The sequence below is a fragment of the Tateyamaria omphalii genome, from assembly GCF_001969365.1.
In the GTDB taxonomy this organism is placed as follows: Bacteria; Pseudomonadota; Alphaproteobacteria; order Rhodobacterales; family Rhodobacteraceae; genus Tateyamaria; species Tateyamaria omphalii_A.
Genome location: NZ_CP019312.1, coordinates 3,655,017 through 3,668,823 on the forward strand (window position 1 = coordinate 3,655,017; position 13,807 = coordinate 3,668,823).

Below are 13,807 nucleotides of genomic sequence, written 5' to 3' on the forward strand. Positions count from 1 at the left end.
GGATTCTGCCACGGGTTGAATCCTCATGTCCACTGCACATCGCCAAGAAAGATGTATCCGGCACCATAGATCGTTTTGATTAGGCGGGGGTTTTTGGGGTCTTCGCGCAGTTTGGTGCGCAGGCGGCTGATGCGGACATCCATGGCGCGGTCGAAACTGTCCCCTGCACCGCCGCCCAGCATTTCTTGCATTTGTGCGCGTGAAATCAGGCGCTTGGGCGCGTCGAGGAAGAGGCGCAGCACTTCGCCTTCGGCGTGGGAGAAGGGGGTTTCGCTGCCCTGATCGTCGGTGAGCGTGTAGCTGTCGAAGGACGCGGTCCAGCCGTTGAACTGCGCGATCTGGCCGGTCTGGGTGGCGGTTTTCGGCGTGCGCAGGCGGACGCGGATGCGGGCCACGACCTCGGCCGGGTCGAAAGGCTTGATGATGTAATCGTCTGCGCCAAGCTCGAGCCCGGTCACCCGGTCCTGTACCTGCGCGCGGCCCGAGATGATGATGACGGCCGCCCCTTGTTCCAGCGCGAGTTTGTGCACAAGCGTCAGGCCGTCGGTGTCGGGGAGGCCGAGATCGACGAGGCACACGTCGGGTTTGTGGGTTTTGAGCGCCGCCTCGAAGGCGGAGGCGCGGGAAAAGGAGAGGGTGCGAAACCCGGCCTCTTCCAGCGCATCCGCAAGGATTGTGCGGATCGCCGGTTCATCGTCCAGGATGGTGACAAGAGCCCCGGTCATGCGGCGTCTGCCTGGAGGAGGGCGGCGAGGTCTGCGACTTCGAACGGTTTGCGCAAGACAGGGGCGGTGCGTGTGGCCGTCAGGAAGGTCGGGTCGCTGGGCAGGAGCGATGTCATCAGGATCACGGGCAGGGTGCCGTTCAATTGGATTGCAAGGTCGATGCCTGTGCGCGTGACGGAGCCGAGGTTGATGTCCGACAGGACAAGGCCGATGTCGGGCAGGTCGGCGGTCAGGGCGACCGCCTCGTCCACGCCTGCGGCTTCGATCACCGCGTGGCCCATGCCCATGAGCATGTCGCGGTAGTGTTGACGCAGGTCGGGATCATCCTCGACCAGCAGCACGAGGGCACCGGCAAGCTGCAGGGCAGGGCGCAGGGGCAGGCGGAGGCGCACCTGCGCCCCCGTGTTTCCGTTGCCGAGTTTCAGGTCGCCGCCCGCCCGTTTGGTCATGTCGTAAACCATGGGCAGGCCCATGCCGGACCCCTCGGAGCCCTTGGTGGTGAAGAAGGGGTCGAATGCGTGTTCCAGCGCCTCGGTCGAGAAGCCGGGGCCGGTGTCCGTCACCGTGAATTCGAGCCATGTGTCGTGGACAGGGCGGGCGGTCAGGGTGATCTGGCCGGTTGTGCCGCAGGCGTCGCGGGCGTTGAGGATGAGGTTCAGGAGGCTGTCCTTGACCAGGCCGGGATCCAGCATATGAGGGCCTGTGACCGTGGTGTAGGTGGAGAGCGACAGGCCCGGCGGCAGGGTCGATTGCGCCATGGTCGTTACGTCGCTCAGTAGCGTTTCGATGTCCGTTGCGGCGGGGCGCATCGCGCGGCCTGCGGTCATGTCCGCGATGGCGTTCAGAAGCTCGCCGCCGCGCCGCGCGGCTGAGACCGTACCGTCGATCAAGTCGGCGGCCCCCTGCGGGAGAGAGTCCATACGAGACAGTTTGGACTGAAGGCCGAGGATAATGGTCAGCAGGTTTGAAAAGTCGTGCGCCATGCCCGATGTCATCTGTGCCGCAAGCGTGCGGCGGCGATTTTGTTGCAGGGCGACACGGGCCTGGGTTTCTTCGGTGATGTCCATGGACAGGATGTAGACGCCGCCCGAAGCCTCGGGGGTAAAGGACACACGGATGCGTCTGGCGCTCGCCTCGTCCGTGAACTCGAACACCGACGCCTCTCCCTGATAGGCGCGGGCGAGGTTGGAGGCGATGCGGCCATAGGCAAAGGGGCCAAGCGCATCGGAGATATGTTCCCCCACAATCTCTGACGGGCGGTTGGGGATGACCGTACTGAGCCGTCTGTTGGAGTAGGTATAGTGCCCCGTGGCGTCCACATGGGCGATGTGCGCGGGCATCATTTCGGTCGTCAACCGTGTGCGCGCCTCGGTTTCCGTCAGTTGGCGCTTGGCCTCTTCGAGGGCGGACACGGTGGCGGCAAGCTGGCGGTTGGTGGTGCTGAGCGCTTCGGTATGTTGCAGGACCTGATCGCTGAGTTCAGTGGCACGTGCGCGCAAGAGCGCCTCTTGCGCCTTGGTATGCGAGATGTCGGTGTAGACGGTGACCCAGCCGCCCTGGGGGAGCGGCGAGCCTTCGACAGAAATGGTGCGGCCGTTGGCGCGGGTGCGTTCCATATAGTGCGGCTCGAACGCGAGGGCCTGATCGACGCGTTCCTGCACGAAAGCGTGCAGATCGTCGACGGGGCCATACTCCCCCCGCTTGGCCAGATGGATGATCGTTTCGCGAAAGGTGGAACCGGGGGTGACCAGCGCGTCTGGCAGGTCGAACATCTGCTGGAAGGGGGCGTTGCACACAGCAAGGCGCAGGTCGCGGTCGTAAATCGTGAGCGCCTGCGCGATCAGGTTCAGGCCGGAGGCCGTCAGAGATGCGGTGTGATCCTGTGCCATGACCCATGGCTAGCACTGGTTCCGGCGCCCACACAACGGGGGCGGGGGCGCTGTTACAATTCGTAAGGTTTCGGAAAACATCAGGAAAAAGTTGACGCGCAGCGTGAAGGAGACATCCTTAGGCAAGTAAGAATCGTCAAAGCGATCATGTGTGCCCCGGGGAGGGGGCGCTCGGGAGGAGAATTCGTGGTCAAGTCGCCTGAAGGCGCAGACGGGCTTGTGTCCGTGCCTGCGTTGTTACACCGAAATGCCAAGGCATTTGGATCGGCCCCGGCCTATCGCGAGAAGGAATTCGGGATCTGGCAAAGCTGGACGTGGGCCGAGACGCTGGAAGAGGTCGAAGCGCTGGCGCTTGGCCTGATCGACCTTGGCGTGCAGCCCGGTGATCATATCGCGGTGATCGGACGCAACCGGCCCTATCTGTACTGGTCGATGATGTCTGCGCAGATGGCGGGTGCGATCCCTGTGCCGCTCTATCAGGACGCGGCGGCCGAAGAGATGGCCTATACCCTTGATCACTCGGGCGCGCGCTTTGTTATTGCGGGCGATCAGGAGCAGGTGGACAAGGTCATAGAGGTCCAGGGCGGTCTGCCGAATTTCGAGCAGATGATCTATCTCGATCCACGGGGGTTGCGGAAATACGATCATTCGAAGTTGCACCAGTATTCCCATGTGCAGGATGCCGGTCGGGCCAAGCGCGATGAGCTGGCACCGGAGATGGCGAAGCGCATTGCCGTACAGGATTACGATACCACCTGCGTGATGCTCTACACGTCCGGCACCACGGGCAAGCCCAAAGGTGTCGTGCTGTCAAACCGCAACGTGATCGAGACGTCGAAATCGTCGTCCGAGTTCGACGGATTGCGGCAATCGGATGACATTCTGGCCTATCTGCCGATGGCCTGGGTGGGTGACTTCATCTTTTCCGTGGGCCAGGCGCTGTGGTCAGGGTTCTGCACGAACTGCCCCGAAAGCGCCGACACGATGCATGTGGACTTGCGCGAGATCGGGCCGACCTACTACTTCGCGCCGCCGCGTGTGTTCGAGGGGCAGCTGACCAATGTGATGATCCGGATGGAGGATGCGGGCGCCTTCAAGAAGAAGATGTTCCATTATTTCATGTCGCACGCGCGCAAGGTGGGGCCGGCCATTCTGGACGGGAAGTCCGTGAGCTTTGTAGATCGGCTCAAGTACGGCTTGGGAGAGTTGATGGTCTATGGACCGTTGAAGAACACGCTTGGATTTTCGCGCGTGCGCGTGGGTTATACCGCAGGCGAGGCGATCGGGCCGGAAATCTTTGATTTTTATCGGTCCTTGGGCATCAACCTGAAGCAGCTTTATGGGCAGACCGAAGCGACGGTGTTCATCACCGCGCAGCCCGATGGCGAGGTGCGCAGCGATACGGTGGGCGTGAAATGCCCCGGTGTGGAGTTGAAGATCGAACCCAATGGCGAGGTGTTCTATCGCTCGCCCGGCGTGTTTGTCGAGTATTACAAGAACGCCGAAAGCACCGCCGACACCAAGGATGCCGAGGGCTGGGTGGCCACAGGTGACGCCGGGTTTATCGAGGAAGACACAGGCCACCTGCGCATCATCGACCGCGCCAAAGACGTGGGACAGATGGCGTCAGGCGCGCTATTTGCGCCGAAATATGTTGAGAACAAGCTGAAGTTTTTCCCCAACATTCTGGAGGCCGTGGTTTTTGGCAACGGGCGGGATGAATGCACAGCGTTCATCAACATCGACCTGACCGCTGTCGGCAACTGGGCAGAGCGGAACAACATCGCCTATGCGTCCTATCAGGAATTGGCGGGGCATCCGCAGGTGTTGGCGACGATCACCGACCATGTGGAAGAGGTGAACCGGTCAGTGGCCGAGGACGAGATGCTGTCGGGCTGCCAGGTGCATCGCTTCGTCGTGCTGCACAAGGAACTGGATGCGGATGATGGTGAGCTGACCCGGACACGTAAGGTGCGTCGCCGCATCATCGAAGAGAAATACGCCGATATCATTGCTGCGCTCTACGATGGGTCTGGGGAGGTGTCGACGGTGACCGAGGTGACCTATGAAGACGGGCGCAAGGGGTCGATTTCTGCGACGCTTGAGATCAGGTCGGCTGCGACGTCGGCAGTTGTGCAAAAGATGGCAGCGGAATGAGGACGCCGGTGCGACGCTCGGCTGCGCCATCGCCCCGCCCGCCATCCCGTCTCGCACATCAGTGCGACCCGGACGGCCGCCTTGCGGATCGAACCTCCCGGGGGAGTTTACCCGGCAAAGTGAAGAGGATTTCTGCGCTACTCGTGAAAGACGTGCCGCACTGCGCATGTCAGGCGGTTGTCACCCGTAAAGTAACCGATGTTGCGCCGCATGATCTTGCGGGTTTCGCCGGCGCTCAGCCCCTGTCGGCGGCATTGATGCGCGAGTTTCAGCAGGTAGCGGCGTTCAAGTGCGTCAAACATGGGATGCCCTCCGAAGCGATGCCCAAGGGTGCTCATAAAATGGTTAACATACCCGCAATGCGGCGGGCGATGGAGGCGGTTGATGCTTGATCAGGCCGAAGGATACATCACCGCCGATGGTCGCAAGATCGGTGCCGTGGTGATGGAGATGAAGAACATCACCCTGCGCTTTGGCGGGGTGGAGGCGATCAAGGACATCTCCTTTGACATTCGCGAGGGTGAGATCCGGGCCATCATCGGACCGAACGGAGCGGGTAAATCCTCAATGCTGAATGTCATCTCCGGGTTCTACATCCCGCAAGAGGGGCAGGTATACTACAAAGGCGCGCCGCGCCCGCCGATGAAGCCCTTTGAAGTGGCCCGGCAGGGGATCGCGCGCACCTTTCAGAACATCGCGCTGTTTGAGGGGATGACCGTTCTGGACAACGTGATGACCGGGCGGCTGACCCATATGAAGACGGGTCTGTTCGGGCAGGCGATCTGGAAAGGCAAGGCCGAGGCGGAAGAGACCGCCAATCGGGAAGTGGCCGAGAAGATCATTGATTTTCTTGAGATTCAGGCCATTCGGAAGACCCCGGTGGCGCGCCTGCCCTATGGGTTGAAAAAGCGTGTGGAACTGGCGCGGGCGCTTGCGGCCGAGCCGTCGCTTTTGCTGCTGGACGAGCCGATGGCGGGCATGAACGTGGAGGAGAAAGAGGACATGAGCCGCTTTATTCTGGACGTGAATGACGAATTTGGGACGACCATTGCGCTGATCGAGCATGACATGGGCGTGGTCATGGATCTGTCGGACCGGGTTGTCGTGATGGATTACGGCAAGAAGATCGGTGATGGCACGCCGGACGAGGTCCGCAATAATCAGGACGTGATCGACGCCTATCTTGGGGTTTCGCATGATTGATCGGGTGCTTGCAGGATTTTTGGCGGCGCTGGTCTGTACAGGCGCGGCCCATGCACAGGACAAGGCGGCGTTCGATGCCGGTCTGGGGGACTGCGCCCGCTACATCACGGCCAAGCCGGTTGTTGCCTGGGCCTTTCAGACGGCACCTGCCGCGCTCTGCACCTCAACGGGATGGAAAGGGTAAATCATGTCCGACCAACTGATCTATGCCAGTGAGGTGTTCCTGAACGGTCTCATGGCCGGGGTGCTTTATGCCCTCGTGGCGCTTGGCTTTGTCCTGATCTTCAAAGCGTCGGGCATCTTCAACTTTGCCCAAGGGGTCATGGCGCTGTTTGCGGCCATGACGCTGGTGGGCATCCAGAACGGACAGGTGCCCTTTGCCCACCTGATCAACGCCGTCTTTGGCACCGATATCCACTATTTCGGGTGGGAGGTGCATTCGATCCTTGCCATTCTGCTGACGGTTGTCGTGATGATCTTGCTCGCCTGGATGGTGCAGCGCTTTATCTTCAAGCATCTGGTGGGGCAGGAGCCGATCATCCTGTTCATGGCGACCATCGGTCTGGCCTATCTGCTCGAAGGGGTGGCGGACCTGATGTGGGGGTCCGAGATCAAGAAGTTGGATGTGTGTCTGGCCGAAGGCACGTGCCTGCCGCAGGGCATCAACCTTGCCATCGACGAGGCGACGTTCAACCTGTTTGGCTACGGGTTCTTTATCGACAATCTGGACATCACGGCGACGATCATCGCGATCCTGCTGGTGACGGCTCTGGTGATCTTTTCGCAATACACCAAGCAGGGGCGCGCGATGCGGGCCGTGGCGGATGACCACCAGGCCGCGCTCAGCGTGGGCGTGTCACTGAACTACATCTGGATACTCGTGTGGTCCGTTGCGGGCTTTGTCGCGCTGGTCGCGGGCATCATGTGGGGTGCGAAATCGGGCGTGCAGTTTTCGCTGTCGTTGATTGCGTTGAAGGCGCTGCCGGTGCTGATGCTGGGCGGCTTTACCTCCATCCCCGGGGCCATTGTTGGTGGCTTGATTATTGGCGTGGGCGAGAAGCTGTTCGAATTCTTCATGTCCTCCAGCGATCTGGCTGGGGCGCTCTTTGGCTTTACCATGAACGCGACCGAGAACTGGTTTGCCTACGTTCTGGCGCTGATCTTCCTTGTCTTCCGTCCGCAGGGCCTGTTCGGGGAGAAGATCATTGAGCGGGTCTAAGGCGTGCCGATTGTTGCCGGCTGCGCTTATTGCGATCTCCGTCACGAGCGCTGCATGGGCCAGTTGCAGCCCCATTGACGACCCGGAAGCCCTTGCGGATTTGGAGCGGTTCAAAACCTTGGTCACCGACGGTGAATTCGGTACCGCGATGCTGCCCTTCGAAATCTCGCAAAGCGCCAAGACACAGCTTGTCGGCGGCCTGGAGGCGGTTGCCCCGAACGGGTTCGAGGACTGCACCACGATAAAGCGTGTCCGTCAAAGCGACCACTTCATTTCAGAGATCTTTATGACCGAAGCCGACGGAAAGGTGCTGTATTGGGCCATCTCGGGTCAAATTCGCCGCGGCAGCTTTCGGATGATCAACTTCAACTATTCAGACAGGTTCGAAGACTTCCGGGAGCTGATGTACTGATGCCCGTTGTTCGTCACCCTTGGTCCAATTGTCTGAACAGCGCGACGGTCAGTGCGGCCAGCACCGTGATCGACAGTGTCATGGCCAGCATGATGTCGCCCGTCAGCACGAGAGTGGTGCCTGCACAGAGCGTCAGCACGAAAATGCACAAGAGCAGCGTCTGGCTCAGCCGGGATTGTACCCGCGCCGGTGGTTCGCGCGCAGGTGTTTCAACCAGCACGTCGTCAACGTCCGGTATCGCTTCGAACAGCTTTGCCTTTTCTGCTGCCAGGTCGACAGCATTCAACTCACCCCGCGCATGCGCGGCATCGAGACGACGGATGTCGTCCAGAATTGCGGTCATAGATCCCACTCCATTTACCCGCGCCCAGTGTGCAACGGCGATTGGGGCGAAATGTGGCAAAACAGGAAAACTGCGGATGGTGGTAAAGCGCGCGTTCACCAAAGACGCGGCAGAGGGAGAAAGCTGATGTTCTATCGTGAGGCAGGCGATTTTTCGACCACATATCCGCAGGATAGCCAGACCTTCCCGATCAAGTTCGACCGCTATCGCTACTATGTCGTGCTGGCGGTGGCCGTGTTGGTCATGCCCTTCGTGATGACGGATTATCTGGTCAATTCGATCTTTCTGCCGTTTTTGATCTACGCGATCGCGGCGATTGGGCTGAATATTCTGACCGGATATTGCGGGCAGGTGAGCCTTGGCACCGGCGGTTTCATGGCCGTGGGCGCCTATGCCTGCTACAAGCTGATGACGGCCTTTCCGGATGTGAATATTTTCTTCCATGTGATCCTGGCCGGGGGCATCACGGCGATGGTTGGGACGCTTTTCGGCCTGCCATCGCTGCGCATCAAAGGGTTCTACTTGGCCGTCGCCACGTTGGCGGCGCAGTTCTTCCTTGTCTGGCTCTTCAACAAGGTGTCGTGGTTCTACAACTACTCCGCGTCTGGCCAGATCAACGCGCCGGAACGCACGGTGTTCGGCATCGAAGTGACCGGCCCGAACACCGAAGCCTGGGCCACCTACCTGTTCTGTCTGGTCTTTACGGTCGGCGCTGCGATCCTGGCGCGCAACCTGACCCGTGGGTCGGTGGGCCGGGAATGGATGGCCATCCGCGACATGGATATCGCAGCCGAGATTATCGGGGTGAACCCGCTGCGCGCCAAGCTGACCGCCTTTGCCGTGTCGTCGTTCTTTGTGGGCATATCGGGCGCCTTGTTCTTTGCCGTCTATCTAGGCGCGGTCGAGGTGGGCGAAGTGTTTGGCATCACCAAGTCGTTCCTGGTCTTGTTCATGATCATCATTGGTGGGCTGGGCTCGATCTTCGGCTCTTTTGCGGGGGCTGCGTTCCTTGTTGTCCTGCCTGTGGTGCTCAAGATCGTGGGCGTGGACCTTCTGGGCTGGCCCACCGACATCGTGGCGCATTTCCAGCTTGTGATCGTCGGCGGGCTGATCATCCTGTTCCTGATCCTGGAACCGCACGGGCTGGCGCAACTGTGGCGCGTGGCCAAGGAGAAGTTGAGATTGTGGCCGTTCCCGCATTAGGGCGCGACCGTAGGGTGTGCGTTTTTCGCGCACCGCACCGAAGACATCGGAATAAAACCATAGGGAGGAAACACCGATGAACTACAAATTAGGCACCTACGCCGTCGCCGCCATGATGGCTGCAAGCCCCGTGATGGCGGACCTCGTGTTCCCGTCGCTCAGCTACCGGACCGGCCCATATGCGGCGGGGGGTATCCCCTTTGCGGATGGCTATGCTGATTACTTCACCCTGCTGAACGAACGCGATGGCGGTATCGGCGGCGTGGAAACCCGCGTGCTGGAATGCGAGACGGGCTACAACACGGAAAAGGGTGTGGAATGCTATGAAGCGACCAAGGGCGAGGGCAGCCTTGTCTATCAACCCCTGTCGACCGGCATCACCTACCAGCTGATCCCCAAGACAACCGCTGACGGCATCCCCATGCACACGATGGGCTATGGCCGGACCTCTGCCGCCAACGGTTCGGTCTTCAGCCATACGTTCAACTACCCCGCCAACTACTGGAACGGGGCGTCGGGTGCCATCAACTACCTGATGAGCCAGGGTGACATCGCGGGCAAGAAGATTGCGCTGGTCTACCACAACTCCGCCTATGGCAAGGAGCCGATCCGCACGCTCGAAGAGTTGTCGGAAAAGCACGGGTTCGAGCTGATGCTGGTGGCCGTCGATCACCCCGGTCAGGAGCAGAAGTCCCAATGGCTGCAGATCCGCCGTGAGCGTCCCGATAATGTCATCATGTATGGCTGGGGCGTGATGAACCAGGTGGCCATTCAGGAAGCCGCCAACATCCGGTATCCGATGGAGAACTTCATCGGCATCTGGTGGTCCGGGTCGGAGAACGACGTGCTGCCCGCGGGTGACGCGGCCAATGGCTACAAGGCGCTGACATTCCACGGTGTGGGCAGCGACTTCCCCGTGTTTGACGACATTCAGGAACATGTCGTGGACAAGGGGCTGGCCGCCGGTGCAGGTGATCAGATTGGCACGGTGCTCTACAACCGCGGCCTCTATGCCGCGATGCTGGCCGCCGAAGCTGCCAAGACTGCGCAAGAGATCCACGGTGAGGCCGAGATCACACCCGCGATGATGCGCGACGGCATGGAAGCGCTGGAGATCACCGAAGCCAAGATGACCGAACTGGGTCTGCCGGGCTTTGGTCCGTCCTTCAGCGTGTCGTGCGAAAACCATGGGGGGCCGGGCCTGATCGGCATGACCCAGTGGGATGCGTCGGCAGGCACTTGGTCGCTGATCTCCGACTTCTCGGAGACGGATATGGAGGTCATCCAGCCTCTGATTGACGAGGACAGCGCGTCCTACGCCAGCGAGAACAACATCGAAGCGGGCTGCTAAGCCCCAAGCCCCGGCGGCGGCACCCGCTGCCGCCGGGGGTGTGCATATTTTTGGAACAATGAAGGTGGCCCACGCTATGTTGGATGCCGAGACGCAGACCGAGACCGTTCTTGAGGTCAACAATATCGAGGTGATCTACAACCACGTGATCCTCGTGTTGAAGGGCGTGTCGCTTAAGGTGCCCAAGGGCGGAATCACGGCCCTGCTGGGCGGCAATGGCGCGGGCAAGACCACGACGCTCAAAGCCATTTCGGGGCTGCTTGCAAGCGAGCGGGGTGAGGTGACCAAGGGGTCCATCCTGCACAACGGCGAGAACACAGCCGAAAAGGACCCCGCCGACCTGGTCAAGCGCGGCGTGGTGCAGGTGATGGAAGGGCGCCACTGTTTCGAGCACCTGACGGTGGAAGAGAACCTGTTGACCGGAGCATACACGCGGTCTGACGGCAAGGGTGCTGTCGCCGCCGATCTTGAAATGGTCTACAACTATTTCCCGCGTTTGCGCGAACGCCGGAAATCTCAGGCAGGCTATACCTCGGGTGGCGAGCAGCAGATGACTGCGATTGGTCGCGCGCTGATGTCCCGGCCCGAAACCATCCTGCTGGACGAGCCTTCGATGGGGCTCGCGCCGCAGCTGGTCGAACAGATCTTTGGCATCGTGAAATCGGTGAACGAGAATGAGGGCGTGACGTTCCTGTTGGCCGAGCAGAACACCAACGTCGCCCTGCGGTTCGCCCATTATGGCTATATTCTTGAGAGTGGCCGCGTGGTGATGGACGGGCCTGCGGCTGAGTTGCGTGAGAACCCGGATGTGAAGGAATTCTACCTCGGCATGTCGGACGAGGGGCGCAAGTCCTTCCGCGATGTGCGGTCCTATCGTCGCCGCAAACGGTGGCTGAGCTAAGGGAGTTTGGACGTGAAGCGATTTGTTTTGACCGCAGCCGCCCTGTTGATGGCCAGCACCGCTTGGGCGCAGGATATCGAACGCGAAGAAATCCGCCGCGCCGCCGTGCCGGGATCGGACACGATGGAAGTGGTCGTGTTCCGTCTGACTGTGCCTGTGGGGGCGACCATTCCGCTGCACACGCATCCCGGTGACGAGCACACCGTTGTGGTGACCGATGCGCGGGCCGAGGCGCCCAATGGCAACATCGTCGAGTTCGCCGTCGGCACGCCGCTCTATTTTCCCGAAGGGCAGGTGCATGGCGGTCTGACCAATGTGGGCGCCGCGCCGATGGTGGCGATCACCACCTTTGTCGTGCGGAAGGGTGAGCCGCTCACCGTTCTGGCGAACTGACATGGACAAGGTCGCCTGCCGCACCCCGGCCGAAGGGCGGGATGGGATCACGAACATCCCGGCCTGGAAGTTCGACGTGGTGCGCGGTGCGATCCTTGGGGCGCTGGAATGTGGCCCGATCCTGTACAAAGACCTCAATGCGGCGGTGCAGGCGCGGTTGGATGACCAGACCCTTGCCGATCTCGGCAAGCTGGGGTGGCACGTGGTTACGGTCAAATTGGAAATGGAAGTGCGGGGCGAGATCGCGCGCCTCGATGTCAAAGGTCCGCAACAGATCAAGGCGGTATGAAACAGATGCTGGACAAAGTGTATTACGACGACCTCGAAACCCGCTCCTCCGACGCGCGCCACGCCGCCCAGCTTGAGGCGGTGAACGCCCAGCTTGCTCGCGTGGCCGAGGCGGCGGGCAATTGCCTGCCCGACATCGGCAAGTTGAAATACCTCGATGACCTCGCCCACCTGCCCGTCCTGCGCAAATCGGAACTGGCCAAATGGCAGGCTGAAAAGCCGCCCTTTGGTGGCATCCCGGTGTCGAACATCGCCCATGTCTTCCAATCTCCCGGCCCCATCTATGAACCCGGGGGCATCAGCCACGACTGGTGGCGCATGGGCCGCTTCCTGCATGCCGCTGGGTTCGGGCCGGGTGACGTGGTGCAGAATTGCTTTGGCTATCATCTTACGCCTGCAGGCATGATCTTTGAAAACGGGGCTCGGGCCGTGGGTGCGAAAGTGCTGCCTGCCGGTACGGGCCAGACCGAATTGCAGGTGACGGCCGCACGCGATGTGGGCACGACGGCCTATGCCGGAACGCCGGATTACCTGAAGGTGATCCTCGACAAGGCGGCCGAGATGGGCGTCGAACTCCAAATCACCAAGGCGGCGGTGGGCGGCGGTGCGCTCTTCCCCTCGCTGCGCCAGGAATACGCGGATCGCGGTGTCACCTGCATGCAGTCCTATGCGACCGCCGACCTCGGCAACATCGCCTACGAATCCTCTGCCCTCGAAGGCATGATCGTGGACGAAGGCGTGATCGTGGAAATCGTCACCCCCGGCACCGGTGATCCAGTGGCACCGGGTGAGGTGGGTGAGGTGATCGTCACCTCCCTCAACCCAGATTACCCGCTGATCCGTTTTGCCACCGGTGACATGAGTGCCGTGCTGCCCGGCTACAGCCCCTGTGGCCGCACCAACATGCGGATCAAGGGCTGGATGGGCCGCGCCGACCAGACGACCAAGATCAAGGGGATGTTCGTGCGTCCCGAACAGGTCGCGGCTTTGGTCGCCAAGCATGAAGAAGTCACCCGCGCCCGTGTCATCGCGACCCGCCAAGGTGAACAGGACGCCATGACCGTGCAGATCGAAAGCCCGCGTGATGTGGCGGACGCCTACGCGCAATCCATCACGGATACGCTCAAACTCAAGGGCACCATCGAAATTCACGCCCCCGGCAGCTTGCCGAAGGACGGCCTCGTGATCGAGGATCAGCGAAGCTACGACTAGTCGGTGATCAAGAGCGGCGCAAAGCCTCCATAGATCAGGCGCTTGCCATCAAAGGGCATCGGGTTCTGATCGGGTGCCATGCGCGGGTCCTCCATCACCTTGGCCCAGCCTGCATCCCGCGTGTCCTTGTCGGGCCAGACGATCCAGCCGAATGACACGGCCTCACCCTCCTTGGCAGCGACTGCCTTGTGCATTGAAGTCACCTCTCCGGCTGGCACGTCATCTTCCCACGCGTCTACAACCGTCTCAGCGCCGTATTCCTTGAAAATCGCGTGCTGTTGCTTCAGCCACGTGGCGTAGGCCTCTTTCCCATCTATAGGCACCGGTGCGAGGAAACCGTCGATGTAGGGCATGTCCATATCTCCTGTTTGCATGTGTGCACGGCATTCTACCACGTGCCTGATGCCCGATTGTGTCAGTTTTCGTCGGTGGCCCGCGCCAAACACTGGAAACCCGAGCGAAAACATAAGATAAGTCTCGAAGCTCAGAGCTTGGGAACACACGTGGCGCT

General features: G+C 60.9%; 16 protein-coding genes. 11 read left to right on the forward strand and 5 right to left on the reverse strand.

The window, feature by feature from the left end; all coding sequences use genetic code 11:
• Positions 1–23: 23 nt before the first annotated feature.
• Positions 24–725 (reverse strand): response regulator transcription factor, encoded by a 702-nt coding sequence (locus BWR18_RS18305; RefSeq protein ID WP_076629846.1) that lies wholly within the window; start codon positions 723–725, stop codon positions 24–26.
• Positions 722–2,614: a hybrid sensor histidine kinase/response regulator gene (locus BWR18_RS18310; RefSeq protein ID WP_076629847.1), complete on the reverse strand. Its 1,893-nt coding sequence runs from the start codon at positions 2,612–2,614 to the stop codon at positions 722–724. Before BWR18_RS18310 ends, BWR18_RS18305 begins: the two co-directional genes overlap by 4 nt.
• Before the next feature lie 147 nt (positions 2,615–2,761).
• On the opposite strand from BWR18_RS18310, the gene BWR18_RS18315 reads away from it, so the two are divergent.
• The gene (locus BWR18_RS18315; protein ID WP_076629848.1) at positions 2,762–4,771 is read left to right on the forward strand and encodes an AMP-binding protein; all 2,010 of its coding nucleotides are present in this window, start codon (positions 2,762–2,764) and stop codon (positions 4,769–4,771) included.
• 137 nt (positions 4,772–4,908) lie between these two features.
• On the opposite strand, the gene BWR18_RS18320 is transcribed toward BWR18_RS18315, so the two are convergent.
• The gene (locus tag BWR18_RS18320) at positions 4,909–5,073 is read right to left on the reverse strand and encodes a hypothetical protein (RefSeq protein WP_157598833.1); all 165 of its coding nucleotides are present in this window, start codon (positions 5,071–5,073) and stop codon (positions 4,909–4,911) included.
• Positions 5,074–5,155: 82 nt separating this feature from the next.
• On the opposite strand from BWR18_RS18320, the gene BWR18_RS18325 reads away from it, so the two are divergent.
• The 4 genes from BWR18_RS18325 to BWR18_RS18340 are packed head-to-tail and all read left to right on the forward strand — an operon-like array spanning position 5,156 to position 7,605.
• Positions 5,156–5,974, forward strand: a complete 819-nt coding sequence (locus BWR18_RS18325) for an ABC transporter ATP-binding protein (RefSeq protein WP_076629850.1) — start codon at positions 5,156–5,158, stop codon at positions 5,972–5,974.
• Positions 5,967–6,158 (forward strand): hypothetical protein, encoded by a 192-nt coding sequence (locus BWR18_RS18330; RefSeq protein ID WP_076629851.1) that lies wholly within the window; start codon positions 5,967–5,969, stop codon positions 6,156–6,158. Before BWR18_RS18325 ends, BWR18_RS18330 begins: the two co-directional genes overlap by 8 nt.
• Before the next feature lie 3 nt (positions 6,159–6,161).
• A complete protein-coding gene (locus BWR18_RS18335; RefSeq protein ID WP_076629852.1) occupies positions 6,162–7,193 on the forward strand; it encodes a branched-chain amino acid ABC transporter permease in 1,032 nt (343 codons plus the stop codon).
• Positions 7,194–7,206: 13 nt separating this feature from the next.
• Positions 7,207–7,605, forward strand: coding sequence for a hypothetical protein (locus tag BWR18_RS18340; RefSeq protein ID WP_157598835.1), 399 nt, complete (start codon positions 7,207–7,209; stop codon positions 7,603–7,605).
• A 13-nt stretch (positions 7,606–7,618) separates the two neighbouring features.
• On the opposite strand, the gene BWR18_RS18345 is transcribed toward BWR18_RS18340, so the two are convergent.
• Positions 7,619–7,948, reverse strand: a complete 330-nt coding sequence (locus BWR18_RS18345) for a hypothetical protein (protein WP_076629854.1) — start codon at positions 7,946–7,948, stop codon at positions 7,619–7,621.
• 126 nt (positions 7,949–8,074) lie between these two features.
• Here BWR18_RS18345 and BWR18_RS18350 point away from each other — a divergent pair, with 126 nt between their 5' ends.
• The 6 genes from BWR18_RS18350 (at position 8,075) to BWR18_RS18375 (ending at position 13,296) form a co-directional block, all read left to right on the forward strand.
• Positions 8,075–9,151 (forward strand): branched-chain amino acid ABC transporter permease, encoded by a 1,077-nt coding sequence (locus tag BWR18_RS18350; protein WP_076629855.1) that lies wholly within the window; start codon positions 8,075–8,077, stop codon positions 9,149–9,151.
• A gap of 76 nt (positions 9,152–9,227) precedes the next feature.
• On the forward strand, positions 9,228–10,502 hold the full coding sequence (locus tag BWR18_RS18355; protein WP_076629856.1) for an ABC transporter substrate-binding protein: 1,275 nt from the start codon (positions 9,228–9,230) through the stop codon (positions 10,500–10,502).
• Between the two features lie 76 nt (positions 10,503–10,578).
• The gene (locus BWR18_RS18360) at positions 10,579–11,403 is read left to right on the forward strand and encodes an ABC transporter ATP-binding protein (RefSeq protein ID WP_076629857.1); all 825 of its coding nucleotides are present in this window, start codon (positions 10,579–10,581) and stop codon (positions 11,401–11,403) included.
• Positions 11,404–11,415: 12 nt separating this feature from the next.
• On the forward strand, positions 11,416–11,796 hold the full coding sequence (locus tag BWR18_RS18365; RefSeq protein WP_076629858.1) for a hypothetical protein: 381 nt from the start codon (positions 11,416–11,418) through the stop codon (positions 11,794–11,796).
• Position 11,797: 1 nt separating this feature from the next.
• The gene (locus BWR18_RS18370) at positions 11,798–12,085 is read left to right on the forward strand and encodes a DUF6958 family protein (RefSeq protein ID WP_076629859.1); all 288 of its coding nucleotides are present in this window, start codon (positions 11,798–11,800) and stop codon (positions 12,083–12,085) included.
• A gap of 5 nt (positions 12,086–12,090) precedes the next feature.
• Complete coding sequence (locus BWR18_RS18375; protein WP_076630418.1) at positions 12,091–13,296, forward strand: phenylacetate--CoA ligase family protein; 1,206 nt, start codon at positions 12,091–12,093, stop codon at positions 13,294–13,296.
• Here BWR18_RS18375 and BWR18_RS18380 read toward each other — a convergent pair.
• Positions 13,293–13,649 (reverse strand): DUF1428 domain-containing protein, encoded by a 357-nt coding sequence (locus tag BWR18_RS18380; RefSeq protein ID WP_076630419.1) that lies wholly within the window; start codon positions 13,647–13,649, stop codon positions 13,293–13,295. The genes BWR18_RS18375 and BWR18_RS18380 overlap by 4 nt on opposite strands.
• Positions 13,650–13,807: the final 158 nt, after the last annotated feature.